Source organism: Aestuariivirga litoralis (genome assembly GCF_003234965.1).
GTDB classification, from domain to species: domain Bacteria; phylum Pseudomonadota; class Alphaproteobacteria; order Rhizobiales; family Aestuariivirgaceae; genus Aestuariivirga; species Aestuariivirga litoralis.
Window position 1 is genome coordinate 243,797 of record NZ_QKVK01000006.1, and the last position, 25,086, is coordinate 268,882.

22 protein-coding genes are annotated in these 25,086 nt (G+C 65.6%); 6 read left to right on the forward strand and 16 right to left on the reverse strand.

The window, feature by feature from the left end:
• Nucleotides 1–112: 112 nt before the first annotated feature.
• From ldtR to glyA, 3 genes are all read left to right on the forward strand, one after another.
• On the forward strand, nucleotides 113–625 hold the full coding sequence (ldtR, locus tag DK847_RS14375; protein ID WP_111199199.1) for a transcriptional regulator LdtR: 513 nt from the start codon (nucleotides 113–115) through the stop codon (nucleotides 623–625).
• 240 nt (nucleotides 626–865) lie between these two features.
• On the forward strand, nucleotides 866–2,938 hold the full coding sequence (locus tag DK847_RS21035; RefSeq protein ID WP_111199200.1) for a L,D-transpeptidase family protein: 2,073 nt from the start codon (nucleotides 866–868) through the stop codon (nucleotides 2,936–2,938).
• A 189-nt stretch (nucleotides 2,939–3,127) separates the two neighbouring features.
• Entirely contained in the window at nucleotides 3,128–4,495 is a 1,368-nt protein-coding gene (glyA, locus tag DK847_RS14385; RefSeq protein WP_111199201.1) for a serine hydroxymethyltransferase, read from the forward strand.
• 62 nt (nucleotides 4,496–4,557) lie between these two features.
• Here the strand turns inward: glyA and DK847_RS14390 are convergent, their stop codons facing one another.
• The gene (locus DK847_RS14390; protein ID WP_111199202.1) at nucleotides 4,558–5,436 is read right to left on the reverse strand and encodes an NAD(P)-dependent oxidoreductase; all 879 of its coding nucleotides are present in this window, start codon (nucleotides 5,434–5,436) and stop codon (nucleotides 4,558–4,560) included.
• Nucleotides 5,437–5,584: 148 nt separating this feature from the next.
• Between DK847_RS14390 and DK847_RS14395 the strand changes: the two genes are divergently transcribed.
• The 3 genes from DK847_RS14395 to DK847_RS20660 all read left to right on the forward strand — a co-directional run bounded on the left by DK847_RS14395 (nucleotide 5,585) and on the right by DK847_RS20660 (nucleotide 8,276).
• The gene (locus DK847_RS14395; RefSeq protein WP_111199203.1) at nucleotides 5,585–6,328 is read left to right on the forward strand and encodes an arginyltransferase; all 744 of its coding nucleotides are present in this window, start codon (nucleotides 5,585–5,587) and stop codon (nucleotides 6,326–6,328) included.
• Nucleotides 6,329–6,512: 184 nt separating this feature from the next.
• The gene (locus tag DK847_RS14400) at nucleotides 6,513–7,334 is read left to right on the forward strand and encodes a DMT family transporter (protein WP_161957290.1); all 822 of its coding nucleotides are present in this window, start codon (nucleotides 6,513–6,515) and stop codon (nucleotides 7,332–7,334) included.
• Between the two features lie 252 nt (nucleotides 7,335–7,586).
• Nucleotides 7,587–8,276 (forward strand): hypothetical protein, encoded by a 690-nt coding sequence (locus tag DK847_RS20660; protein WP_161957291.1) that lies wholly within the window; start codon nucleotides 7,587–7,589, stop codon nucleotides 8,274–8,276.
• Here DK847_RS20660 and DK847_RS14410 read toward each other — a convergent pair.
• From DK847_RS14410 to nuoI, 15 genes are all read right to left on the reverse strand, one after another.
• Nucleotides 8,239–9,003, reverse strand: a complete 765-nt coding sequence (locus DK847_RS14410) for a hypothetical protein (RefSeq protein WP_146256140.1) — start codon at nucleotides 9,001–9,003, stop codon at nucleotides 8,239–8,241. The two genes, DK847_RS20660 and DK847_RS14410, sit on opposite strands and share 38 nt — an antisense overlap.
• 91 nt (nucleotides 9,004–9,094) lie before the next feature.
• Complete coding sequence (locus tag DK847_RS14415) at nucleotides 9,095–10,195, reverse strand: ABC transporter permease (protein WP_111199284.1); 1,101 nt, start codon at nucleotides 10,193–10,195, stop codon at nucleotides 9,095–9,097.
• A 26-nt stretch (nucleotides 10,196–10,221) separates the two neighbouring features.
• A complete protein-coding gene (locus tag DK847_RS14420) occupies nucleotides 10,222–11,151 on the reverse strand; it encodes an ABC transporter ATP-binding protein (protein ID WP_111199207.1) in 930 nt (309 codons plus the stop codon).
• Nucleotides 11,148–12,122, reverse strand: a complete 975-nt coding sequence (locus DK847_RS14425) for an HlyD family secretion protein (RefSeq protein WP_111199208.1) — start codon at nucleotides 12,120–12,122, stop codon at nucleotides 11,148–11,150. The genes DK847_RS14420 and DK847_RS14425 overlap by 4 nt, the downstream gene beginning before the upstream one ends.
• A complete protein-coding gene (locus DK847_RS14430) occupies nucleotides 12,119–12,748 on the reverse strand; it encodes a TetR/AcrR family transcriptional regulator (protein WP_111199209.1) in 630 nt (209 codons plus the stop codon). The genes DK847_RS14425 and DK847_RS14430 overlap by 4 nt, the downstream gene beginning before the upstream one ends.
• A gap of 269 nt (nucleotides 12,749–13,017) precedes the next feature.
• Nucleotides 13,018–15,267 carry a DNA topoisomerase IV subunit A gene (gene parC / locus DK847_RS14435; protein ID WP_111199210.1) on the reverse strand — a complete coding sequence of 750 codons (2,250 nt, stop codon included), beginning with the start codon at nucleotides 15,265–15,267 and terminating at the stop codon, nucleotides 13,018–13,020.
• 10 nt (nucleotides 15,268–15,277) lie between these two features.
• Nucleotides 15,278–16,150: a class I SAM-dependent methyltransferase gene (locus DK847_RS14440; RefSeq protein WP_111199211.1), complete on the reverse strand. Its 873-nt coding sequence runs from the start codon at nucleotides 16,148–16,150 to the stop codon at nucleotides 15,278–15,280.
• Between the two features lie 73 nt (nucleotides 16,151–16,223).
• A complete protein-coding gene (locus DK847_RS14445; RefSeq protein WP_111199212.1) occupies nucleotides 16,224–17,891 on the reverse strand; it encodes a ribonuclease J in 1,668 nt (555 codons plus the stop codon).
• Entirely contained in the window at nucleotides 17,888–18,637 is a 750-nt protein-coding gene (locus tag DK847_RS14450) for a biotin--[acetyl-CoA-carboxylase] ligase (RefSeq protein ID WP_161957292.1), read from the reverse strand. Before DK847_RS14450 ends, DK847_RS14445 begins: the two co-directional genes overlap by 4 nt.
• Nucleotides 18,634–20,079 (reverse strand): NADH-quinone oxidoreductase subunit NuoN, encoded by a 1,446-nt coding sequence (nuoN, locus tag DK847_RS14455; protein ID WP_111199214.1) that lies wholly within the window; start codon nucleotides 20,077–20,079, stop codon nucleotides 18,634–18,636. The genes DK847_RS14450 and nuoN overlap by 4 nt, the downstream gene beginning before the upstream one ends.
• 13 nt (nucleotides 20,080–20,092) lie before the next feature.
• Nucleotides 20,093–21,607 carry an NADH-quinone oxidoreductase subunit M gene (locus DK847_RS14460; RefSeq protein WP_111199215.1) on the reverse strand — a complete coding sequence of 505 codons (1,515 nt, stop codon included), beginning with the start codon at nucleotides 21,605–21,607 and terminating at the stop codon, nucleotides 20,093–20,095.
• Complete coding sequence (gene nuoL, locus DK847_RS14465; RefSeq protein WP_111199216.1) at nucleotides 21,604–23,658, reverse strand: NADH-quinone oxidoreductase subunit L; 2,055 nt, start codon at nucleotides 23,656–23,658, stop codon at nucleotides 21,604–21,606. Before nuoL ends, DK847_RS14460 begins: the two co-directional genes overlap by 4 nt.
• 10 nt (nucleotides 23,659–23,668) lie before the next feature.
• Nucleotides 23,669–23,977, reverse strand: a complete 309-nt coding sequence (gene nuoK, locus DK847_RS14470; RefSeq protein ID WP_111199217.1) for an NADH-quinone oxidoreductase subunit NuoK — start codon at nucleotides 23,975–23,977, stop codon at nucleotides 23,669–23,671.
• Nucleotides 23,978–23,980: 3 nt separating this feature from the next.
• Nucleotides 23,981–24,589 carry an NADH-quinone oxidoreductase subunit J gene (locus DK847_RS14475; RefSeq protein WP_111199218.1) on the reverse strand — a complete coding sequence of 203 codons (609 nt, stop codon included), beginning with the start codon at nucleotides 24,587–24,589 and terminating at the stop codon, nucleotides 23,981–23,983.
• Nucleotides 24,590–24,597: 8 nt separating this feature from the next.
• Nucleotides 24,598–25,086 carry an NADH-quinone oxidoreductase subunit NuoI gene (nuoI, locus tag DK847_RS14480; protein WP_111199219.1) on the reverse strand — a complete coding sequence of 163 codons (489 nt, stop codon included), beginning with the start codon at nucleotides 25,084–25,086 and terminating at the stop codon, nucleotides 24,598–24,600.

Here is a 25,086-nt window from a genome sequence, read left to right on the forward strand (position 1 = left end):
GTTTACTCAAAGAATTGAGCGGCCCTTAAGGGCTGGAACCTAGCCTCGGACACAACGAGGGGACCCCGGCTGCACGCCGCAGGGGCCCCGCATCAAGGGTGAACGCATCGTCATGCCAGCTGATCCGAAGGCCACCGCAAGCCTCCCCGCAGAGACGGGACCGGCGCCCGTGAAGCTCAAGTATCTCGACTCGCTCAACCTCATCGAGCGCCTGCACCGCCGCCTGCTGGAGGTCATCAAGGATGACTTCGAGCGCCATGGCGAGCCGGGCATCAACCCGGTGCAGGCCCTGCTCATCTACAACATGGCGGACGCCGAACTGACGGCGGGCGAGCTCAAGAGCCGTGGCCATTACCAGGGCTCCAACGTCTCCTATAACCTGAAGAAACTGGTCGAGGCGGGCTACGTGCACCATGAGCGCTCGGCCAGCGACCGGCGCTCCGTCCGGGTGCGCCTCACGCCCAAGGGCCAGGCCATCCGCAACCGCGTCGACGCGCTCTATGACCGGCAGCTTCGCGCGGTGGAGCAGGTCGCCGGGCTTGGCGCGGAAGAGCTCGAGCGCATCAACAAGTCGCTCGCCCGGCTCGAGCGCTACTGGACCGACCAGATCCTCTACCGACTGTGATCCTTTCCGACCCTGCAAACGGCCGGCGGGGCCGTGCTGTTGCCCAAAAGCATCAGCACGGCCCCAACTCCTTCGCGGTCGAACCCGGCGTTGCGTCATATCTCATTGTTGCCGCATTTGGCGGGCTTGTCGTGGCTGCAATGTGGCCTGGTTTTGACGAGTCGGGCCCCAACTGGTATTGAGGCCGCGGCGGTGTCGAGGCGCAAAAGCGCCACTGCGGTCCCGGAGAATGAGGTTGTGATGAAGTTGTGGTCTGTCGCGCGGTCGAAGTGCGCCCTCAAGAGTGTGTCCCTGGCGCTGCTGCTGTCACTGACGGTCACCCTCGCGCTCCCTGCCCCGGGTCATGCCGATGAGGACAAGTCGCTGTTCTCGCAGCTGAACCGCAAGAAGAAGGGCACTGCCCAGCCGGCCACCGCCGGCCACACGGCGGGCTCCGGCATTGCCGCAACCACCGAAACCCGCGTCATCAATGACGGCAGCGTCGCGCCCTTCATCACGCCGGACAGCCCGGCGCAGATCCAGGCGATGGCCGACAAATATGCCAAGATCGTCGCCGACGGCGGCTGGCCCGTGGTGCCCAAGGGCCGCATCAAGAAGGGCTCCAAGAGCAAGCAGGTGGCGATCCTCAACCAGCGCCTGTTCGTCGAGGGCTATCTGCCCGCCGAAGCGACCCAGGGCGAGTATCAGCAGGTCTTCACCTCTGCCACGGAAGACGGTCTGAAGCGCTTCCAGTCGAACCACGGCCTGGCGCCCAGCGGCGTCGTCGACGGCGCGACGCTTGGCGCCCTCAACGTCACGGCCCAGCAGCGCCTCGCCACCATCCAGGCCAACATTCCGCGGCTTGCCGAATACTCGAAGGACCTCGGCCCCCGCTACATCGTGGTCAACGTGCCCGCCCAGCAGATCGAGGCCGTATCGGACGGCAAGGTCTATTCGCTGCACAACGCCATCGTAGGGCGCGAGTCGCGCCCCACCCCGGTGGCGATGACGCCGCTCACCATCGTGCGTTTCAATCCGTACTGGAACGCGCCGCCCTCGATCATCGAGCGTGACATCATCCCGCGCATGCAGTCGCGCGGCGCCTCCAAGGTGCTGGCCGACATGAACATCAAGGTGTTCAAGGGCGTGGGCGGCCCGGAGGTGGACCCCGACAAGATCAACTGGCGCACCGCCAAGATCACCGACTATCACTTCCGCCAGGAGCCGGGCGGCGACAACGCCATGGCCACCGCCAAGATCGAGTTCACCAGCCCCTTCGGCATCTACCTTCACGACACGCCGGAGCCGCAGCTGTTCAAGACCGCCAACCGCTTCTATTCCTCAGGCTGCGTGCGCGTCGACAAGGTGGCGATCCTGATCAACTGGATCCTGCAGGGCCAGGACGGCATCGACCAGGCCAAGATCGCCAGCCTCGCCGAAACCAAGGAGCGGCTTGACGTCAACATCGCCAATGCGCCGCAGCTGCGCGTGGCCTATCTCACGGCCTGGCCGGCGAAGGACGGCGTGGCCGCCTTCCGCGACGACGTCTATGACCTCGACGGCACGGGCTTCGTGGTCGGCCAGCCGCTGCCGGTGGGCGAGAAGATGAACGGCCAGCGCTTCGTGCTGAAGCCCATCCCCTACCTTCAGGACGACATCGACGACAGCGCCGGCGGCATCTTCGCCTCGCTGTTCCGCGGCAAGAGCGCCGAAAACGACGTGGTGCGCCCCGGCCAGAACAAGAAGGCCGGCGACAGCCTGATCAACCTCGGCGGCAAGCAGCCGGCAAAGCAGGCCACGGCGAAGCAGACGGGCAAGGCGGCCAAGGCCACCGGCCCCGCCAAGAAGCAGATGTTCGGCAGCAGCAAGGATGAGCTGGCCTCCGACTCGTCCTCGACCACCACCACCACCACGACCACCAAGGGCGGCAAGAAGAAGGTGGTGCAGAAGACGAAGAAGGGCGCCAAGCCCGCTGCCACGGCCGCCAAGTCGACGCCCGCAAAGTCGGCGGCAGCGAAGCCCGCTGCCAAGACCGCTGCGGCCAGCAGCAAGGCCAAGCCTGCGGCGACCACCACGGCTGCGGCCAAGGCCACCGACGCAACCAAGAAGCCTGCCGCAACCGCGGCGGCCACGCCCGCCACGCCCGCGACCAAGACGGCGACCGCAGCGGCCAAGCCTGCCACCGCCGCCAAGCCTGCGACGGCCGCCAAGCCCGCCACCAGCTGCAAGCCCGGCGCCGATGGCAAGCTGCCGGCCGGGTGCCCGGCACCCAAGCCCGCCGCCGCTGCCAAGCCCCCGGCCACTGCCGCCAAGACCACGACCGCCACCAACTGAGGCAGCGCACATCGGAATCCAGCACGGGCGGGAGCATCTCCCGCCCGTTTGCATTGGGGCGACGCAAAAGCCGTTCATCCTGCCGCATCGGGCCAGCACCGGGCGCTAGCCAAAGATGTATCTGGACCTCACCCGCGCAATCTGCCAATTGCGCCTCACCGTATTGCGACTGCGCTGGAGGAGACAGACATGGCGAAGAAGGCTGCGAAGAAGACCGTGAAGAAGGCTGCAAGGAAGCCCGCGAAAAAGGCCGCTTCGGCCAAGAAGGCCGCGAAGCGCGCGCCGCTGTTCCCCGGCTTCTTCAAGGAGGCGCTCGCCAAGTCCGACCCGAAGATCGCCAAGGCCATTGCCAGCGAACTTGGCCGGCAGCAGCACGAGATCGAGCTGATCGCGTCGGAGAACATCGTCTCGAAGGCGGTGCTGGAAGCCCAGGGCTCGGTGATGACCAACAAGTATGCGGAAGGCTATCCGGGCCGCCGCTACTATGGCGGCTGCCAGTATGTCGACGTCTCCGAGCAGCTGGCCATCGACCGCGCCAAGGCGCTGTTTAACTGCGCCTATGCCAACGTCCAGCCGCACTCCGGCGCCACGGCGAACCAGGCCGTGTTCTTTGCGCTCCTGCAGCCCGGCGATACCTACATGGGCCTCGACCTCGCCTGCGGCGGTCACCTGACGCATGGTTCGCCCGTCAACCAGTCGGGCAAGTGGTTCACGGTTGCGCCCTACAAGGTGCGCGAGGACAACCACCTCATCGACTATGACAAGCTCGAGGCGCAGGCCCATGCGGTGAAGCCCAAGCTCATCATCGCCGGCGGCTCCGCCTATCCGCGCATCATCGACTTCAAGCGCTTCCGCCAGATCGCGGACGCCGTGGGCGCCAAGCTGATGGTCGACATGGCCCACTTCGCCGGCCTCGTCGCGGGCGGCGTGCATCCGAATCCGCTGGAGTACGCCCATGTCGTGACCACCACGACCCACAAGACGCTGCGCGGCCCGCGCGGCGGCCTGATCCTCTCCAACGACGAGGACCTCGGCAAGAAGTTCAACTCGGCCGTCTTCCCGGGCCTGCAGGGCGGCCCGCTCGAGCACGTCATCGCCGCCAAGGCGGTGGCCTTCGGTGAGGCACTGCGCCCCGCCTTCAAGAAATACGCCAAGCAGGTGGCCGACAACGCCAAGACGCTGGCCAAGGCGATGATCGACGGCGGCTCGGACCTCGTCTCCGGCGGCACCGACACGCACCTGATGCTGGTCGACCTGCGCAAGAAGGGTGTGACCGGCAAGGCCGCCGAGGCCTCGCTGGGCCGCGCCTTCATCACCTGCAACAAGAACGGCATTCCCTTCGACCCGGCCCCCTTCACCATCACGAGCGGGATCCGGCTGGGCACGCCCGCCGGCACCACCCGCGGCTTCGGCGCGGCGGAGTTCACGGAAGTCGGCGCGCTGATCAACGAAGTGCTCGACGGCCTCGCCAGGAACGGCGAGGAGAAGAACGGCAAGGTCGAGAAGGCCGTGGCTGCGAAGGTCAAGAAGCTGACCGCCAGGTTCCCGATCTACTGACCGGACGGCGGGACACGAGCGACATGGCCGGGCTGCGACCCGGCCATTTTGCTTTGGCGGGACTAGCTCCGGTCGAGGTTCTGGAAGCGTGCGATCAGGCTCGAGGTGTCCCACCGGCCGCCGCCCAGCTTCTGCACCTCGGCATAGAACTGGTCGACCAGCGCGGTGACGGGAAGCGGCGCGCCGTTGCGGCGCGATTCATCGAGGCAGATGCCGAGGTCCTTGCGCATCCAGTCGGCGGCAAATCCGAAGTCGAACTTGCCGGCGATCATGGTCTTGTGCCGGTTCTCCATCTGCCACGAGCCGGCAGCTCCCTTGGAGATGACCTCGATCACGTCCTCCATCGGCAGGCCGGCCTTCATGCCGAAGTTGATGGCCTCGGCGAGGCCCTGGACGAGACCGGCAATGGCAATCTGGTTGACCATCTTTGCAAGCTGCCCCGACCCCGCCGGGCCCAGCAGCTTCCGCATGCGCGAGAAATGCGCGATCAGCGGTTCGGCCCGGGCATAATCCTCAGGATCGCCGCCGCACATCACGGTGAGCACGCCATTCTCCGCGCCGGCCTGGCCGCCGGAGACGGGCGCATCGACGAAGCCGAGGCCCCTGCCCTTGGCGGCGGCGTGCAGTTCACGCGCCACCCGTGCCGAGGCGGTGGTGTGATCGATGAACACCGCGCCCGGCTTCATCGCCTGGAATGCACCCTCGGGACCGGTGGTGACCTGGCGCAGGTCATCATCATTGCCGACGCAGGCGAAGACGAAGTCGGCGTCCTTCGCGGCCGCGGCGGGGGTTGGCGCCGTGGCGCCGCCGAAAGCTTCGGCCCATTTTGCGGCCTTCGCCGCCGTGCGGTTGTAGACCGTCACCTGCAGGCCGCCCCGCGCGACAAGATGCCCCGCCATCGGATAACCCATCACTCCGAGCCCAATCCACGCCACGCGCATCCGAAACACTCCTGAAATGTCACGGCTTTCCTAGGCCATCGCGGGGACTGAATCAACGTGGGGCGGCGCGCGTGAGCCTTGCATGGCGGCGTGCACGTGGCATTATATGGATATAGATGATTGACGCTTTTCACCGGAGCAGGCCGACGTGAGCATCGAGCGGCGGAACTTCCCACAGTTCTTCATTACCGCCCCCTCGCCCTGCCCCTATCTCGCGGGACGGGTCGAACGCAAGGTGTTCACCCACCTCGTGGGCCATGATGCGCGCAGCCTCAACACGCAGCTGAGCCAGGGCGGCTTCCGCCGCAGCCAGAACATCGCCTACCGCCCCGCCTGCGATGGCTGCGCATCCTGCGTGTCGGTGCGCGTGCCGGTAAACACCTTCGAGATGACGCGGGGCTTCCGCCGCACGCTCAAGGCCAATGCCGACATCGACGCCACGGTGGTGAAGAGCCAGGCGACGTCCGAACACTATTCGCTGTTCCGCAGCTACATCGACAGCCGCCACAGCGACGGCGGCATGGCAGACATGACGGTGCTCGACTTCTCCGCCATGGTGGACGACAACTTCGTCGACAGCCGGCTCGTCGAATATCGCGCGCGTGACGTCATCGACCCCAACGGGCGGCTGGTGGGCGCGGTGCTGATCGACATTCTCGGCGACGGCATCTCGATGATCTACAGCTTCTATGATCCCGACGAAGCGGCCCGCAGCCTCGGCACGTTCATGATCCTCGACAACATCGCCCGCGTGCGCCGGCTGGGCCTTCCCTATCTCTATCTCGGCTACTGGGTGCGGGGCTCACGCAAGATGGACTACAAGGCGCGTTTCCTGCCGCAGGAAAGGTTAACGGCCGAAGGCTGGACGCTGCACCGCAGCAGCAACGCATGACCACTTAGTAGTTGTTGACCCAAGGGCAGATCTACGCTTGTCTGTAGACGTTCGTTGCGTCTAGTAAGTGTGTTTGATGCCCTTTGATTCGCCGCCATCCGGCCGCCAAATCGGTGCCGCCTTTTTCATTACTGCGATCGGCGGTCTGCTCTTCACTTTCGACCTGCCTTTGCTTCGCTTGTCCATGGCCGACCAGTGGACGATGGTGTTCGTGCGCGGCATCCTGCTCTTTTCCACGCTGTCCTTCGGCTGGTTCGTGGCGCGCTGGATGGGCGACCGCGCGCCGTTCCTCGCCGGCGGTGCGGGCATTGCCGTGGCATGTGCCAGCACGCTCGGCAATATTTCCTATATCGGCGCCGTGGTTCACGCGCCTGCGGCCAATGTGGTGTTCCTCATCGCGCTCACCCCGGTGATCGCGGCGTCATTGTCGCACCTGGTGCTGGGCGAGAAGGTGCACGGCTATACCTGGACCGCGACCATCCTGGCATTGTGCGGCGCCGCCCTCATCGCCTCGCAGGGGATCGACAGCGGCCACTGGGTGGGTGACGGGCTGGCCATGGTGTCGGCCTTCTGCTCGGCCACCATCCTCACCATCATCCGGGCCACCGGGCGGAAGGTGGCGACCAGCCTGGCGCTCGGAAGCCTCGCCTCCTCGCTGATCGCACTGATGAGTTTCAACATCGTACCCTCGACGCTGTTCGGAACCGGCGCCTTCGGCGTGCCATCGCTGGTGTGGCTGGGCCTCAACGGCCTGATCGTGATGCCGCTGGCCACCGTCCTGCTGGCCCGCGGCCCCCGCCTGCTGCCCTCGGCCGATGTCAGCATGTTCTTCATGCTGGAAACCATCCTGACGCCAATCTGGACCTGGATGCTGTTCGCCGAGGCGCCTTCGCCGCGCGTGCTGGCGGGCGGCCTGCTGCTGATCCTGACCCTGCTGGCACACAGCTGGTGGCGCCTTGCCGTGTCGATGCGGACAGCCCAGGCGATTTCGTCAGACCGGCCGTAAATACCTCGATTTCCCTGCAATCGTTTAGACTTACTATAGAAGATCTCACTACAATATGGTTGACGCAGCGTCGGCTTTGGTCAATCATTTGCCCGGAGCTTGACCTGAAAGGCTGCCCAAGCAGCCGACCCGGCAACGGGAACGCAAGTCTGGAAGTGTCGGGGTAAGTGTATGTATGCGTTGAATGTTGGCCTTCAGGGGGTGCAGCCACTGGGAGCCGAAACGGGCCTCGCGGACCCGCTGCGGACGGTGATGGCCATCTCGACCCTGCTGCAGGCGGGGGCGGAACAGGGCCTCAGTTTCCACATCTCCACCGATTTTGCCGGACTGGCGCGTGAGCGCCGGCGCCTGCGCAATTCCGAAGTCTCCCCGATGTTCGACCCCTCCGCCTGCCGCAGCCTTTCGGAGCGCGGCTTCTGGATGTCGCTGATCGACAAGACCGGCGAGACGGTGGGCCTGCAGGCCTTCCGCCTCGACGACGCCGACCCCAACCTCGCCGAATGGGTGCTGGGCTGGATGATGGGCCTCTACGCCCGCCGCCGCGAGATGATCGTGCCGCGCGCCGTGATGCCGCCGGAGCATTCGCTGTCGCACCTCATCCGGGGCCGCATCGTCTATCACGGCGAATTGTGGATCGACAAACACTGCAAGGTGGGCTTCCCCGTCTTCCCGAGGATCGGCATGCTGCTGGCCATGGTGAAGTGGCAGCCCGAGGCGATCTGGGCGCTCACCGGCCAATCCATGGCGACGCGCGGCCACATGGTGCGCATGGGCTATGGCCACCTCGAGCAGAGCTTCCTGACCTGGGAATGGGAGCCCGACGGCGCCGAACAGGCCGAATGGATCGGCGTGGCGCTGCGCCGGCACCTCGAGTTCTCGATTGCCGAGCTTTCGTCCACCTCGCCTACAGAGGCGAGATATCAACCTCTGCAAGCTCAGTGACCACCCGCACGCCCTTGCGGCTGCGGCCCTGGATCAGCGGCAGCGCCACGCGCTGGTAGGGCACCCACACGACATCGCCCCGCGCCGAGGCCATGGCCGCATAGATGTGGTCGTAATGCGGTTCGCCGGTGCGGGTGACCTGCGGATAGGCGCGGCTCACCGCCTCGTCATAGGAATGCCCGATCAGGCAGGGATAGGACACGGGGTTCAGCCCCCACAGCTTGGCAATCGTTGACTGCGGCCCGACGCGCGCCACGCGGTAGCGCTGCGACGACGGGTCATAGGCGCAGTCGATCGACACATCCTCGCTCGCCGCATTGTCGCGCAGGGCCTTCTGCAGGAGCGGCGGGGTGTTGCGCCGGCCCTCCGCGACCTTCTGGATATAGACCGTCTGCGACAGGTGAACGTCGCTCTTGTGGATGAGGTGGTGGATGCGGTCGGCGGCGACCCAGGGCTGCTCATGCCGCTCATTGAACCAGCCGGCCGAGTAATACTGCAGCTGGTAGGGGCCGAAGGCGCCCTGCAGCCATTCGGCCGCGAAATAGAGCGAGGCCCAGTTGCGCGAGAACATGCTCCAGCGGATGGCGGTGCCCTGCTCGCTTTCGGTGATCTTCACGAAGCCCGTTCGCTGCAGGAGGTCGCGCTCTTCTGCGGGAGACATCGTCTCCGCCATGGCTGGCGGCGGCACGATGCGCCCGTCCAGCACCCAGTGAATGCACGTCGCCATGGCCCGGCCCCGATCTCCCCTTCCAAATGGAGTACCGAGCATACAACAACGGAGTTTAACTCAACCTTAGCGCGCGCAATCGCTTTCAGCACTAGTCGAGGGTCACCTTGTAGCGGCTGATCGCCACCGCCATGACGATGACCAGCATGAGGGCCAGCACGGCGAGCTCCTCCGACATCTGCGCCGCCGTGGCGCCCTTCAGCATCAGCCCCCTCACGATGCGTAGGAAATGCGTGGTCGGGATCGCCTCGCCGATGACCTGTGCCCAGCCCGGCATGCCGCGGAAGGGGAAGGCAAAGCCCGAGAGCAGGATCGAGGGCAGCATGAAGAAGAACGACATCTGCATCGCCTGCAGCTGGTTCTGGGCCAGCGTCGAGAAGGCGAATCCGATGGCGAGGTTGATGGTGATGAACAGCAGCGTCGCCACCGTGAACAGCCCGAAGGAGCCGACGAAGGGCACGCCGAACAGCAGCTTCGCCATGATCACGATCACCGCCACCTGCACGGCACCGATCAGCACATAGGGCGCGATCTTGCCGATCATCACCTCGAGCGGCGAAACCGGCATGGCGAGCAGGTTTTCCATGGTGCCGCGCTCACGCTCGCGCGTCACCGCGAGCGCGGTCATCATCACCATGGTCATGGTGAGGATGACGCCCAAGAGGCCCGGCACGATGTTGTAGCGGGTGATGCCCTCCGGGTTGTAGCGCTTGTGCAGCACGATCTCGATGGGGCCGTCCTTGCCGCGCCGCGCCGCCAGGGGCCCCTTGAGCTCACGCGCGAGTGTCTGGTTCACGGCCTGGGTCACCGCATTCATGGCGGGGCCGGTGGTGGCCGGGTCGGTGGCATCGGCCTCGACGGAGATCTGCGGGTCCTCGCCACGGATGAGCTTCTTCGTCAGGTCGCCCGGAATGGTGACGACGAACTGCACGTCGCCCCGCTGCAGCAGCGCGTCCGCCTCGGCCTCCGTCGCGGCCTCCCTCGTCACGGTGAAATAGCCCGTGTTTCCGATCGCCGCGACGATGCTGCGCGACAGCTGCGAATGTTCGGAGACCAGCACCGCCGTGGGCAGGCCCTTGGGATCGGCATTGATGGCGAAGCCGAACAGCACCAGTTGCACGATGGGCACGATGAACATCATGGCGAAGGTCAGCCGGTCCCGGCGGAGCTGCAGCGCCTCCTTGATGATCATGGCCCAGAGCCTGGCGAGGAAGTCGGTCACGCCGCCTCCCCCATGTTGTCGCGGGCCTGGCCCATCAGGTGGATGAAAACGTCCTCCAGCGTCGGCGGCGCTTCCTCCCAGATGAGATCGCGATTGCGGAAGGCCTCCACGGCGCGCCACAGCGCATCGCGGTCGGGCCCGCAGACGTGGAGCGTGGTGCCGAAGGCGGCGGCTGCGGTGACGCCCGGCACATCGCGCAGCTCGGGCGCCAGCCGATCGGCTCCCGGCCCCATGGCGACGAGCGCGGAGAGACCGCTATCCCTGATGATCTCCTCCGCCGTGCCGCGCGCCATCAGCTTGCCATAGGCGATGTAGGCGATCTCGTGGCAGCGCTCGGCCTCGTCCATGTAGTGCGTCGAGACCAGCACGGTGATGCCTTGCGCGGCGAGCGCGTGGATCTCGTCCCAGAAGGCGCGGCGCGCCTTGGGGTCCACACCCGCCGTCGGCTCGTCGAGGAGGAGCAGCTTCGGCTGGTGCAGCACGCAGGCCGCGAGCGCCAGGCGCTGCTTCCAGCCGCCCGACAGCGAACCCGTCAGCTGGTGCTGGCGCGAGGCGAGGCCGAGGCGCTCGAGCGATTGATCCACCACCTCGCGAAGATTCTTCAGGCGATAGAGCCTGCCGACGAACTCGAGGTTCTGGCGGATGGTGAGATCTTCATAGAGGCCGAAGCGCTGCGTCATGTAGCCGGCCTGGGCCTTCACCGCGTCACGCTCGGTGATGATATTGTAGCCGAGGCAGGTGCCCTCGCCGCCATCGGGCGTCAGCAACCCGCAGATCATGCGCAGCGTCGTCGTCTTGCCCGAGCCATTGGGGCCGAGGAAGCCGCAGATGCGGCCCGGCATGATCGCCAGGTCCACATGATCGACCACCGTGCGGTTGCCATAGCGCTTGACCAGCCCCCGGACGTCGATGGCGGGCGTGGTCACTTGAGCGGCTCCACCTCGATGGGCAGGCCGGGCCGCAGTTGCGGGTTCGCCGCATCGGGCTTTGCCTCCACCAGATAGACCAGCTTGGACCGCGCCGTTTCGGAATAGATCACGGGCGGGGTGTATTCCGGCTGGCTCGCGACATGGCTGATGACGGCGGTGTTGAGCCCGGCGCAGCCGTCGCACCGGAACTGGATGGCACGGCCCGGCTGGGCCCCCGCAAGCACCGTCTCCGGCACGAAGAAGCGCAGCGTCACGTCGGAAGGCTTCAGCAGCGCCACGACGGGCTGGCCCGCCGCCACCCACTCGCCAGGCTTGAAGAACACGTCGTCCACCCTGGCATCCGCCGGTGCGACTGGCGAAAGGTCGGCCAGCTTCTCCTTCGCCTGCGCCAGCTGCGCCTCCGCCTCGGCAACGCGCGAGGTGGCGGCGTCGATCTCGGCCCCGCGCGCCGGCAGGCTCGCCACCTGCTCGGAGGCCTTCAGCTCGACGAGGCGCTGCTCATAGAGTTTCACCTGCTCCTGCGCCTGGTCGAGGCGCGACTGTGCGGCGGTGCCGCTGCTCGCCAGCGTCGCGGCACGGGTAAGCTCCTTCTGCGCCAGGGCAAGGCTTGCCTCGGCCTGGGCAATCTGTGCACGGATGATCTCGATTTCCTCCGGGCGCTTTCCGGTGAGCAGGTTGGCGCGCGTGGCCCTTGCCGTTGCCACTGCACCCTCGGCGCGCGCCACCTCGGCCCTGAATTGCGCGGGGTCGAGCGTGAACAGCACGGCGCCCTTGTGAACCTCCTGCCCCTTCACCGCCTCGACACTCACGAGGCGGCCGGCCTGCGGCGTGCCGACCAGCGTCGTCTCGCCCTCGACATAGCCGAGGTAGTTGAACTGCCCCGGCGGCTGCGGCAGCCAGCGGTCGCGGAACAGGAAGGCGGTGACCGCCAGCGCCACGATGAGGACGGGGATGATGAGCCGTTTCACGATCGGATGCCCCTGAGGAAAATATCTGCGTGCTGCGCGGCATAGGCCTCGATGTCGAGGGCCTCCGCACCGATGGGTTCGAACACCGTCTTCCAGATGATGGCGAGCAGCATGGGCCCGATCATCAGCCGCGCGGCGAGGGCGGGATCGACAGCGCGGAATTCGCCGGATGCGATGCCGCGGCGGATCAGCCCCTCGAACAGCGGCAGGCCCTGGTTGATGACGGTGTCGAGATAGAGCTGGCCCACATCCGGGTGCGCCCGGCTCTCGGCGATCACGATCTTGATTAACTCCGGAAAGCGCGTGTGGCGAACCTGGGTTGCGAGGAAGGCGAGGATGGTCGCGACCAGCGGCGACACGGGGCCCTGGTGAGCCTCCACGATGCCGCGGGCCACGGCGATGTTGGCCCCGGCCAGCTCGTTCACCAGCGCCTTCAGCAGCGCCGTCTTGTCCTTGAAATAGAGATAGACCCCGGCCTTGCTGAGCCCCGCCCGGGCGGCGACGTCGTCCATCCGGGTGGCGGAAAAGCCCTTCTCGGCGAAAAGCTCCAGCGCCGCCGCGAGGATCTCGCTGGGGCGGGCCTGTGGGCGACGGGATCCACCCGTTGTTACTGACTGGTTAGTCATAATGGCAAGATAGGTTGTGGCCGGGCGGGAGTCAAGTCTTGCAGGTCCGTGCCCACCAGGTCCGTCATCCCGGGGAAGGCCGGGATCCAGCTTTCTGCGTGGTAGAGTTCGTAACGATTGCTTTCTGGCAATTCTCCGACGGCTACACCCCTTAGAGACCCTGCCCAAGAAGGAGCTAGAAGGCCCATTTCAGGCGATCCAGACTGGGTGTGTCGCAACCAAACCTGGATCCCGGCCTTCGCCGGGATGACGGCCGAAATGGTGAGGGCTCAGGGCGCCCCGAACTTGTTCCGGCTGGGGAAACCCTTGGGCGGAAGCCGGCCGGCCTGGGCGCGTTCGCCGATCCATTCCTTGAGGTCGGTGACCACGAAGTTGCGGCCAGACGAGTCCGTCCAGCTCAAACCGTCCTTCAGCTTGAAGGCGCGGGCATCGCTCAGGCCACCGTCCTTGAACTTCTGCAGGCGCACGCCCTTGCCGCGGGCCATTTCAGGCACCTCGTCGAGCTTGAAGATGATCATCTTGCGGTTCTCGCCGATGGTGGCGAGGTGCGTCGCGTCAGGCGGCACCACCACGCAGACACAGGCCTCGACAGGCGCCTTGACGTTCAGAACCTGCTTGCCCTTGCGGGTGTTGGCCACGCAGTCGTCCTCCGGCACCACGAAGCCGTCGCCCTCGGTGGAGGCGAGGAGCCGCTTCGTGCCCGGCACATGCACGAAGAGCGAGACGATTGAATCCGCCGCATCGAGATCGCACATCAGGCGCACCGGTTCGCCGTGGCCGCGGCCGCCGGGCAGCTTGGCCACATCGAGGGTGAAGAACTTGCCGGATGACGAGAACAGCATCACCTTGTCGGTCGACATGGCGTGGAAGGTGAACTGGCCGCGGTCGCCATCCTTGTAGGTGAGGCCGGAGACGTCCTCCATGTGGCCCTTCATGGTGCGGATCCAGCCCTTCTCGGAGCAGACCACCGTCACCGGCTCCTTCTCGATCATCGCCTGCTCGAAATCGACGTCGATCTCCGGGGCTTCCGAGAAGTCGGTGCGGCGGCGGCCCAGCGGCGTCTTCTTGGAATACTTCTCTTTGACGCCCTTGATCTCGTCCGCGATCTTCACCCACTGCTCGTCGTCGGACTTCAGCAGCGCGTTCAGCGCCTTCTGTTCCTTGGTGAGCTTCTGATGCTCGCCGCGGATTTCCATTTCCTCCAGCTTGCGGAGCGCCCGCAGCCGCATGTTGAGGATGGCCTCGGCCTGGTTGTCGGTGAGCTTGAAGCGCGCCATCAGCGCGGGCTTCGGCTCGTCCTCCTCGCGGATGATGCGGATCACCTCGTCGAGGTTCAGGTAGGCGACGAGATAGCCCTCGAGGATCTCGAGCCGGCGCGCGATTTCGGCCAGCCGGAAGTTGGAGCGGCGGACCAGCACGTCCTTGCGGTGGTCCAGCCACTCGCGCAGCACGTCCTTCAGGCTCATCACCTTCGGCACCTTGCCGTGGCTCAGCACGTTCATGTTGAGCGGGATGCGGCTTTCGAGCTCCGTGTTGCGGAACAGCTGCTCCATCATCAGGTTCGGGTCGACCGTGCGGGACTTCGGCTCCAGCACGATGCGGATGTCCTCGGCTGACTCGTCGCGCACGTCGTTGAGCAGCGTGAGCTTCTTGGCGGTCAGGAGCTCGGCGATCTTCTCGATCAGGCGGCTCTTCTGCACCAGATAGGGAATCTCGGTGACCACGATCTGCCACATGCCGCGCGGCAGCTCCTCCTGCGTCCAGCGGGCGCGCACGCGGAAGCCGCCACGGCCGGTCTTGTAGGCCTCCATGATCGAGGCGCGGTCATCGATGATGATGCCGCCCGTGGGGAAGTCAGGCCCCTGCACCAGCTGGGCGATCTTTTCGTCGGTCGCATTGGGCGTCTTGATGAGATGCAGTGCCGCGTCGCAGAGCTCGGCCGCATTGTGCGGCGGGATCGAGGTCGCCATGCCCACCGCGATGCCGGAGGAACCGTTTGCGAGCAGGTTGGGGAAGGCGCCGGGCAGCACCACCGGCTCCTGCACCGAGCCATCATAGTTGGGGCGGAAGTCGACGGTGTCCTCGTCGAGGCCTTCGAGAAGGAGCTTCGCCACCTCCGTCATGCGCGCTTCGGTGTAGCGGTAGGCGGCAGCCGAGTCGCCGTCGATGTTGCCGAAATTGCCCTGCCCGTCGACGAGCGGATAGCGCGAGGAGAAATCCTGCGCGAGGCGGACGAGCGCGTCATAGATCGACTGGTCGCCATGCGGGTGATAGCCGCCCATGACGTCGCCGACGATCTTGGCGGACTTCTTGAACGCCGAATTGGGATCGAGCCTGAGGATCTGCATCACGTGCAGCAGGCGGCGGTGCACCGGCTTCAGCCCGTCGCGCACATCGGGGAGTGCGCGGTGCATGATGGTCGACAGCGCATAGGCGAGGTAGCGCTCCTCGAGGGCTTCCTTGAGGTCGATCTTCTCGATGTCTTTCGGGCCTTCCGGCGGGGGAACGTGCTTGCTCATGATTCGCGGCTTATAGCATTTCCGGCATGGGGAATTGGATGTGGGAGCCGTTTAGCCCACAGCCGCGGAAATGACGAACGGAAAGTGAACGCGCTAAGCCGTCGCCGCGAAGAAGATCGCGGCCCGTGCCGAAGGCCGCGCGCAGGGCCTGGGCGGCGCGCTCCGTCACCTCGGCCAGCCGCCCGGCATCGCGCTGCTCGATTTCGGGGCGAAGCGGGGTGCCCTGGCAGAGGGCCTGGGCCACGTGCTCGGCCGAGGGCGCCCTGCAAGGGAGCGTGACCTTCTCCGCGTGGATGTCGCCGAAGCCTGCCTCGGCCAGCGTGGCGGTGATGGCCGCGACATCGAAGTAACCGTGCGGGGTGCGGCGGAAGAAGCCGGGCGGATCGTCGGGGAAGGCAGCGGCCACCGTCTCGTGCACCACGGCCGCGAAGGGATTGCTTTCGAGGTCGTCCCAGACGCTGAGGAAATAGCGCCCGCCCGCGCGCAGCACGCGGCGTGCCTCGCGATAGGCACCGAGTCGGTCGGGGAAGAACATGACGCCGAACTGGCAGACCACGGCATCGAAGCTGTTGTCCGCGAAGGGCAGCGCTTGCGCATCGCAGCCCTTGAGGCGCAGGCGGCGATCGGTGAGCTTGGCGGCAGCGACGTCCAGCATGGCCTGGTTGAGGTCGGTCGCGGTGAGCGTCGCATCGGCTGTGAGCCGGACCAGAAGCGCCGCCGTGACGGCCCCGGTGCCGGCGGCGATCTCCAGCACGTCATGGGGTGAATGGGCGGCCACGCGGGCCGCCATCTCCGCCGCATAGGGCCTGAAGAGCATGGGCACCATGTGGCTCTCGTAGAGCGTGGCGACGGTGCTGGAGAAGGCCTTGTCAGTCGCAGCCATGGCAGTGCCTCGCGCGATCAGGAGAGCAAGACTATGCACCTCTGCCCCGGGACCGCCACCAACCGGCGGTACGTCAGACGCGGGCGACCGACACCTTGACGATGGGCTTCTTGCCCCAAGTCAAATCCGCCGCGCGGCGCACCGCGGTGCGGATCGTCTCGGCCAGCTGGTTCACGTCCTTGCGGCGCGGCTTCGGCGTCGAGTCGAAGGCCTTCTCCGCCACCTCCAGCAGATCGCCTTCGAGGCCCGCGGGAACGCCATCGGTGATGAGTTCGATGTCGGCGGCGAGCTCCGCCTTGGCGTCGATCACCACCGAGACGAAGACGATGCCGACGAAGGCGAGCTTGCGGCGCTGCTTCGCCGGGCCATCCTCCGAGGGAACGATGAGGCGGCCATCGACATGGAGCCTGCCGAAGGGGGCCTCGTCGATGTTCTCCAGCGGGCCGGGGCAAAGGCGCATGATGGTGCCGTCGCGCGGGATCAGCACGTCGCGGATGCCCTGTTCCTCGGCGAAGATGCGGTGGGCGCGCAGGTGCCGTGGCTCGCCATGCATGGGGATGAGCGCCTTCGGCTTCACCCAGTCATAAAGCAGCGCCAGCTCGCCCTGGCGCGGGTGGCCGGAGGAATGAACGAGGTCGTCGTCGCCCGTCACCATGTCGATGTCGAGGCGCGCGAGGTTGTTGAGCACGCGGCTCACCTCCTTCTCGTTGCCGGGAATGGTCTTGGACGAGAAGATGACGAGATCGCCCGGTTCGAGCGCCACATGCGGGTGCTGGTCCTCGGCGATGCGGGCGATCGCGGCGCGCGGCTCGCCCTGGCTGCCGGTGCAGAGCAGCATCACCTTGTCGGGCGGGAGATAGCCGAACTCCTCCTGGTCGAGCAGGCGGCCAGAATCATTCAGCATGCCGCAGAGGCGTGCGGCCTCGATGGTGTTGCGCATGGCGCGGCCGGCGATGACCACCTCGCGCCCCGTGGCGCGCGCCGCGCGGATCGCGGTGGCAATGCGGTCCAGGTGCGAGGCGAAGGTGGTGATGGCCACGCGGCCCGTGGCAACCTTCACGATCTCGGTGATGCGCTCGGCCACGTCCTTTTCCGACGGCGAATGGCCCTCGCGCAGCACGTTGGTGGAATCGCAGACCAGCACGTCCACGCCCTTGGCACCGATCTCGCGCAGGCGCTTCTCGTCCATGCCCTGGCCCAGTACCGGGGTGCGGTCGATCTTCCAGTCGCCCGAATGGAGCACCGTGCCCTTGTCGGTCTCGATGAGGAGTGCCGTGGGTTCCGGAATGGAATGGGTGACGGAGATGAGCTCGAGGCCGAAGGGGCCGAGCTTGAATTTCGAACCCACCGGCATGACCTTGACAGGCACCTCTTCGTCGAGGCCCGCCTCCTTCAGCTTCAGCGCCAGGATCTGCGCGGCAAAGGGCGTGCAGTAGACGGGGCATTGCAGCTGCGGCCAGAGCCAGGCAACCGCGCCCAGGTGATCCTCATGCGCATGGGTGAGGATGAGGCCGTGAAGGCGCGACTTCTCCGCCGTGATGAAGCCCACGTCGGGCAGAACCACGTCGATGCCGGGGTCGGTCTCCTCGCCGAATTTCACGCCGAGATCGACCATGATCCAGTGCCGGTCATCGGCCGGGCCATGGCCATAGGCATAGCAGTTCATGCCGATCTCGCCGGTGCCGCCGAGCGGAAGGAAGACGAGTTCGGTGGGGAGCTGGGCTCTGCGCCGCGCGTTCATGTGTTTCGCCTCTGGCGTTCAAGTTCGGCGAAGGAGACTTCGCCCGAGTGGATGGGGGTGAGTGTGGTGTCGGCCTCCTCGAGCAGCAGCGCACCATCGGCTGCCAGTCCCTTGAAAGTGCCGGTGATCCTTCTTGCTCCCGATGTGGCGGTGACACTGCCCCCCATGCCGAGGGCGCGGGCGGCCCAGTCATCGCGGATCGTGCCGAAGCCCCTGCCCTCGTCCCACTGCGCGAGGCGGCGGGTCAAGCTGGCATCGAGTTCCGCCAGCACGGCGGGCACGGCGAGGTCCTTGCCCAGCGCGGTGACCGGATAGGGAGTGCCCTCCGGCGCATGGGCGATGTTGACGCCGCAGCCGATGGCGATGCGCGTGGGACTGTCCCCCACCACCTCCGGCAGCACGCCGCAGAACTTGGCGCCGCCGATGAGGACATCATTGGGCCACTTGATGCGGGGGCCAAGGTGCGGGCGAAGGGTCATGACCATGTCGTGCACGGCAAGTGCCGCCACGAAGCTCACCTGGGCTGCGAGATGGGCGGCTTCCGCGATCGAGAACAGGAAGGTGGCGTAGAGGTTTCCGAGCTCGCTCACCCAGCTGCGGCCGAGCCTGCCACGGCCCAGCGTCTGCTCGTCCGCCAGAAGCCAGAGAGGCCCGCGCTCGCCGTCTTGGGCGAGCCTGCGGGCCTCGAGATTGGTGGAATCGATCCGGTCGAAATGGCGGACCGGATGTCCCGTCGGGAGGATCAATAGAAGGACTTGGCCGCCGCCGCCGCCACCGCGATCACGGGGCTCGCGATCCACGGCAGGACGAAGAGCAGCGTGAAGGCGCCCGAGGCATAGGCGATGAGCTTCACCTCGCCGTCCATCGGCTCGAAGGCCTCCTTCGGCTCGTCGAAATACATGATCTTGACGATCCGGAGGTAGTAATAGGCGCCCACCACCGAGGTGACGACGCCGATGATGGCCAGCGCATAGAGGCCGGCCTTCACCGCCGCGAGGAACACGAAATACTTGGCGAAGAAGCCGGCGAGCGGCGGGATGCCGGCCATCGAGAACATCAGCATCGAGAACACGAAGGCCAGGCCCTTGTGGTTGCGCGAGAGGCCGGCGAGATCCGAAATCTCCTCCACCATGTAGCCCTTGCGGCGCATGGCGAGGATGCAGGCGAAGGAACCGAGCGTCATGATCATGTAGATGATCATGTAGAGGACGACGCCCTGGACGCCCTCCTGCGTGCCGGCGGCGAGGCCCACCAGCGCATAGCCCATGTTGGCGATCGAGGAATAGGCCAGCAGGCGCTTGATGTTGCTCTGGCCGATGGCCGCGAAAGCGCCCAGCGCCATGGAGGCGATCGAAATGAAGACGATGATCTGGCCCCAGGCGGGCTGGATCGCCCCGAAGGCCTCCATCATGGTGCGGGTGATCAGCGCCACGGCGGCAACCTTGGGGGCCGCAGCGAAGAAGGCGGTGACCGGCGTGGGGGCGCCTTCATAGACATCCGGCGTCCACATGTGGAAGGGCACGGCGGAGATCTTGAAGGCAAGGCCCGCGATCACGAAGACCAGGCCGAAGACGGCTCCGATCGTCGCACCATTGTTGGTGAGATAGTTGGCGATGGCGGGGAACTCGGTCGAGCCGGTGAAGCCATAGACCAGCGATGCGCCATAGAGCAGCATGCCCGAGGAGAGGGCACCCAGCACGAAATACTTGAGGCCGGCTTCCGAGGCCCTGGCCGAGTCGCGGTTGATGGCGGCCAGCACATAGAGCGACAGCGACTGCAGTTCGAGGCCCATGTAGAGGGCGATCAGGTTGTTGGCCGAGATCATCAGCATCATGCCGATGGTGGCCAGCAGGATGAGCACGGGATACTCGAAGCGCTGCGAGCCGTCCCGCTTCATGAAGCTGACGGAGAGGACCAGGGCCGCGGCAGAACCGAAGAGTGCGAGCACCTTCATCACCTTGGCAAAGGTATCGACCATCAGGGCGCCGTGGAAGGCCACCGCCTGGTGATCGGGTGCGAAGATGACGAGGAGTGCGGTGATGGCCAGCGCGATGAGCGCGCCGAGCGTCACCGTGTCGGAGGCGTCGCCCTTGCGGAAGACGCCGAGCATGAGCAGTGCGAGCGTCAGCACCGCCAGCACGATCTCGGGCAGGGCGGCCACGGCGTCGGCCTGTTGGAGGATCCACATGGGTCGGAGGTCCTTACTGCAGCGAGGCGGTCGCCAGCAGGTGCGCTGCGGCGGCGGCCTCGTTCAAGGGCTTGATGATGCCTTCGACCGTGGGGCCGAAGATATTGAGGATCGGGGCCGGATAGGCGCCGAAGAAGATGGTGAGGATCACCAGCGGCAGCAGCGTGGCGAGCTCGCGCGGGGTGACGTCCGGCAGGTGCATCAGCGCGGGCTTGGTCAGCTTGCCGAAGACCACGCGGCGGTAGAGCCACAGCGCATAGGCCGCCGAGAGGATGACGCCCGTGGTGGCGAAGAAGGCAACCCAGGTGCTGGACTTGAAGGCACCCATCAGCGACAGGAACTCGCCGATGAAGCCTGACGTGCCCGGCAGGCCGACATTCGCCATGGTGAAGACCATGAAGATGAAGGCATAGAGCGGCATGTTGTTGACGAGCCCGCCATAGGCCGCGATCTCGCGCGTGTGCATGCGGTCATAGACCACGCCGACGCAGAGGAAGAGCGCCCCCGAGACGAGCCCGTGGCTGATCATCTGGAACATGGCGCCGTCGATGCCCTGGCGGTTCAGCGCGAAGATGCCCATGGTCACGAAGCCCATGTGGGCAACGGACGAGTAGGCGATCAGCTTCTTCATGTCCTCCTGCATCAGCGCCACGAGCGACGTGTAGATAATGGCGACGACGGAAAGGAAGAACACGAAGTCCTGGAAGTAGACGGAGGCATCCGGGAACATCGGCAGCGAGAAGCGCAGGAAGCCGTAGCCGCCCATCTTCAGGAGGATCGCCGCCAGGATGACGGAACCGGCGGTCGGCGCCTCGACGTGGGCGTCGGGGAGCCAGGTGTGCACCGGCCACATCGGCATCTTCACCGCGAAGGAAGCGAAGAAGGCCAGCCACAGCCACTTCTGCGCTTCCGGCGTGAAGTTCGGGTGGGCGAGGAGCTGGGTGATGTCGGTCGTGCCGCTCGTCCAGTACATGTAGATGATGGCGAGCAGCATGAGCACCGAGCCCAGCAGCGTGTAGAGGAAGAACTTGAAGCTCGCATAGACGCGGCGCGGGCCGCCCCAGATGCCGATGATGAGGAACATCGGGATGAGGCCTGCCTCGAAGAAGAGGTAGAAGAGCACGATGTCGAGCGAGCAGAACACGCCGATCATCAGCGTCTCGAGCACCAGGAAGGCGATCATGTATTCCTTCACCCGCTTCGTGACGTGCCACGAGGCGAGGATGCAGATCGGCATCAGGAAGGTGGTCAGGATGACAAAGGGCATGGAGATGCCGTCGACGCCCAGCTTGTAGGAGGCGGCCGTGCCGAGCCAGCCATGCTCCTCCACGAACTGGAAGCCCGCGGCATTGGGGTCGAAGCCGATCCAGATCAGGAGCGATACGAGGAAGGTGACGATGGTCGTCCACAACGCGCCCCAGCGCACGTTGCGCAGCGCCGTCTGGTCCTCACCCCGCACCATGAGGATGAAGAGCACGCCCAGCAGCGGCAGGAAGGTGATGACCGAGAGAATGGGCCAGGACATCAGTGTGCGCCCCCGAACATGAACCAGGAAATCAATGCGGCGACACCAATCATCATGGCGAAGGCATAGTGATAGAGATAGCCGGTCTGCAGCCGGACGACGCCCTTGGTGACGTCATTGACGACCGCCGAGACGCCATCGGGGCCGAAGCCGTCGATGAGGAAGCCGTCGCCCTTCTTCCACAGGAAGCGGCCGAGCCACATGGTGGGCCTGACGAAGATCACGTCATAGAGCTCGTCGAAGTACCACTTGTTGAGCAGGAACCTGTAGAGCGGCTGGTGCTGCTCGGCGAGGCGCTTCGGGATCGAGGTGTCGCGGATGTAGAAGATCCAGGCGACGACGAAGCCGAGGACCATGGCGATGAAGGGCGACCACTTCACGAGGGCGGGAACCATTCCTTCCTCGTGCATCTCGTGCATCACCTCGCCATTGGCGAGCGAGGCGCCCCAGAATTCCTTGTAGTCGTGGCCGATGAAATAGTCCTTGAAGAAGAAGCCCGCAAAGAGCGCGCCGATCGCCAGCACGAAGAGCGGGACCAGCATGACGGGCGGGCTCTCATGCACGTGCTCCATCACCTCGCGGCTGGCGCGGGGCTGGCCGTTGAAGGTCATGAAGGTCAGGCGCCAGGAGTAGAAGGAGGTGAAGACCGCTGCGACGATGAGCATCCAGAAGGCGAAGCCCCAGCCGGAGACGTAAGCCGCCTCGATGATCGCGTCCTTGGAGAAGTAGCCCGACGTATAGGGGAAGCCGGTGAGCGCCAGGTTGCCGATCACCATCATGGCGAAGGTGATCTTGATGAAGGGGCCGAGGCCGCCCATCTTGCGCATGTCCTGCTCGCCCGAGACGGCGTGGATGACGGAGCCCGCCGAAAGGAAGAGCAGCGCCTTGAAGAAGGCATGGGTGAAGAGGTGGAACACGCCCGCCCCGTATGCGCCCACGCCCAGCGCCACGAACATGTAGCCCAACTGCGAACAGGTCGAATAGGCGATGACGCGCTTGATGTCGTTCTGCACGAGGCCGACGGAGGCCGCGAAGAAGGCCGTGATGGCGCCGATGACGACGACGAAGTCCTTGGCATGGGGCGCCAGCTCGAACATCGGCGACAGGCGGGCGACCATGAAGACGCCGGCCGTCACCATGGTGGCGGCGTGGATGAGCGCCGAGACCGGCGTCGGGCCTTCCATGGCGTCGGGGAGCCAGGTGTGCAGCAGGAACTGAGCCGACTTGCCCATGGCGCCCATGAAGAGCAGGAGGCAGAGCACGGTGAGCGTATCAGGAGTCCAGGCCAGGAACTGCATCGGCTTGCCGGCCATGCCGGGGGCGGCGGCGAAGATGGTATCGAAGTCGACCGTCTGGAAGACCAGGAAACAGCCGAAGATGCCGAGCGCGAAGCCGAAGTCGCCCACTCGGTTGACGATGAAGGCCTTCATGGCAGCGGCACAGGCACTGTCACGCTGGTACCAGAAGCCGATGAGAAGATAGGACGCGAGGCCCACGCCCTCCCAGCCGAAGAACATCTGGACGAGGTTGTCCGCCGTCACCAGCATGAGCATGGCGAAGGTGAAGAGCGAGAGATAGGCGAAGAAGCGCGGCTGCGACTCGTCATGGCTCATGTAGCCGAGCGAGTAGATGTGGACGAGCGCCGAGACCGTGTTCACCACCACCAGCATGACGGCGGTGAGCGTGTCGACGCGGATCATCCAGTTGGCGGAGAGCGCGCCGGAATTGATCCAGTGCAGCAGCTCGATCTTCTCGGCGCGCGGCTCGTGCAGGAATCCGGCGAAGACGTACCAGGAGAGAACGGCAGAGATGCAGAGCAGCGCGGTGGTGAGGTACATCGGCCACTTCGGGCCGTCGTAGGCCCCGTGGTGGCCGTGGTCGTCGTCATGGCCATGCGCGTGGTCATGGTGGCCGTGCGCGTCATGCGCGTGCGCGTGTTCGCCATAGACATCGGCATCGCGGCCGAGGTGCTTGAACACCTTGGTGCCGAAGAGCCCAGCGATGAGCGCGCCGAGCAGCGGCAGGAAAACGATGGCGGAAAGGACGGTGTTCATGGTGTGCCCGTCAGCCCTTCATGAGATTGATGTCTTCAACCGCGATGGTGCCGCGGTTGCGGAAATAGGTGACGAGGATCGCAAGGCCGATGGCCGCTTCGCCGGCGGCAACGGTGAGCACCAGCAGCGCGAAGACCTGGCCGACGAGATCGCCGAGGAAGCTCGAGAAGGCGACGAGGTTGATGTTCACCGAGAGCAGGATCAACTCGACCGACATCAGGATGACGATGACGTTCTTGCGGTTCAGGAAGATGCCGAAGACGCCGATGGTGAAGAGGATCGCCGCGACGGTGAGATACTGCGAGAGGCCGATTTCCATGGCTCAGATCCCCTGCCCCGGCTTGACCTTGACGACCTCGATGGCGGTGGCGGGGGTGCGGGCCACCTGCACCGAGATATCCTGGCGCTTGACGCCCGGCTTGTGGCGCAGCGTCAGCACGATGGCGCCCACCATGGCGACGAGCAGCACGAGGCCCGCCGCCTGGAAGTAGAAGAGGAAGTCGGTGTAGAGCACCTTGCCCAGAGCCTCGGTATTGGTGACGCCCTCGGGCAGCGGAGCGGCGCGCTGCTGCAGGCTCGCCGGGCTGATGACCCAGCCGCCGACCGCAAGCGCCAGCTCGACGAGAACGATGAGGCCGATCACGCCGCCGACGGGCAGGTAGTTCAGCATGCCCTGCCTGAGTTCCACGAAGTCGACGTCGAGCATCATGACGACGAAGAGGAAGAGCACGGCGACGGCGCCGACATAGACGACGACCAGGATCATCGCCAGGAACTCCGCCCCCAGCAGCACGAAGAGGCCGGCGGCGTTGAAGAAGCACAGGATGAGGAAGAGCACCGAGTGAACCGGGTTCCTCGCCGAAATGACCATGACCGCGGAGGCAACCGCGATGGCCGAGAAGAGATAGAAGAAGAGTGCGGCGACCATCATGGGCTCCTTCAGCGGTAGGGCGCGTCCATCGCGATGTTCCTCGCGATTTCACGCTCCCAGCGGTCACCGTTGGCGAGAAGCTTCTCCTTGTCGTAGAGCAGCTCCTCGCGGGTTTCGGTGGCGAATTCGAAGTTGGGGCCGAGCACGATGGCATCGACCGGGCAGGCCTCCTGGCAGAAGCCGCAATAGATGCATTTCACCATGTCGATGTCGTAGCGCGTGGTGCGCCGCGTACCGTCATTGCGGCGGGGGCCGGCCTCGATGGTGATGGCGAGTGCGGGGCACACGGCCTCGCAGAGCTTGCAGGCGATGCAGCGTTCCTCGCCGGAAGGATAGCGGCGCAGCGCGTGCTCGCCGCGGAAACGGGGCGAGACGGGGCCCTTCTCGTTCGGATAGTTGATCGTCGCCTTGGGCGCGAAGAAGTAGCGCATCGACAGCACGGTGGCGGCGACGAACTCCTTCAGGAACAACGAGCGGGCGGCTTGTGCGAGTTTCAT

What these genes read in the sequence shown, in the direction of transcription:
- ldtR (WP_111199199.1), top strand. Translation starts at nt 113, where the DNA reads ATGCCAGCTGATCCGAAGGCCACCGCAAGCCTCCCCGCAGAGACGGGA.
- DK847_RS21035 (WP_111199200.1), top strand. Translation starts at nt 866, where the DNA reads ATGAAGTTGTGGTCTGTCGCGCGGTCGAAGTGCGCCCTCAAGAGTGTG.
- glyA (WP_111199201.1), top strand. Translation starts at nt 3,128, where the DNA reads ATGGCGAAGAAGGCTGCGAAGAAGACCGTGAAGAAGGCTGCAAGGAAG.
- DK847_RS14390 (WP_111199202.1), bottom strand. Translation starts at nt 5,436, where the DNA reads ATGCGCGTGGCGTGGATTGGGCTCGGAGTGATGGGTTATCCGATGGCG.
- DK847_RS14400 (WP_161957290.1), top strand. Translation starts at nt 6,513, where the DNA reads ATGGCCGACCAGTGGACGATGGTGTTCGTGCGCGGCATCCTGCTCTTT.
- DK847_RS20660 (WP_161957291.1), top strand. Translation starts at nt 7,587, where the DNA reads ATGGCCATCTCGACCCTGCTGCAGGCGGGGGCGGAACAGGGCCTCAGT.
- DK847_RS14410 (WP_146256140.1), bottom strand. Translation starts at nt 9,003, where the DNA reads ATGGCGACGTGCATTCACTGGGTGCTGGACGGGCGCATCGTGCCGCCG.
- DK847_RS14415 (WP_111199284.1), bottom strand. Translation starts at nt 10,195, where the DNA reads ATGATCATCAAGGAGGCGCTGCAGCTCCGCCGGGACCGGCTGACCTTC.
- DK847_RS14430 (WP_111199209.1), bottom strand. Translation starts at nt 12,748, where the DNA reads ATGACTAACCAGTCAGTAACAACGGGTGGATCCCGTCGCCCACAGGCC.
- parC (WP_111199210.1), bottom strand. Translation starts at nt 15,267, where the DNA reads ATGAGCAAGCACGTTCCCCCGCCGGAAGGCCCGAAAGACATCGAGAAG.
- DK847_RS14440 (WP_111199211.1), bottom strand. Translation starts at nt 16,150, where the DNA reads ATGGCTGCGACTGACAAGGCCTTCTCCAGCACCGTCGCCACGCTCTAC.
- DK847_RS14445 (WP_111199212.1), bottom strand. Translation starts at nt 17,891, where the DNA reads ATGAACGCGCGGCGCAGAGCCCAGCTCCCCACCGAACTCGTCTTCCTT.
- nuoN (WP_111199214.1), bottom strand. Translation starts at nt 20,079, where the DNA reads ATGTGGATCCTCCAACAGGCCGACGCCGTGGCCGCCCTGCCCGAGATC.
- nuoL (WP_111199216.1), bottom strand. Translation starts at nt 23,658, where the DNA reads ATGAACACCGTCCTTTCCGCCATCGTTTTCCTGCCGCTGCTCGGCGCG.
- nuoK (WP_111199217.1), bottom strand. Translation starts at nt 23,977, where the DNA reads ATGGAAATCGGCCTCTCGCAGTATCTCACCGTCGCGGCGATCCTCTTC.
- DK847_RS14475 (WP_111199218.1), bottom strand. Translation starts at nt 24,589, where the DNA reads ATGATGGTCGCCGCACTCTTCTTCTATCTCTTCTCGGCCATCGCGGTT.
- nuoI (WP_111199219.1), bottom strand. Translation starts at nt 25,086, where the DNA reads ATGAAACTCGCACAAGCCGCCCGCTCGTTGTTCCTGAAGGAGTTCGTC.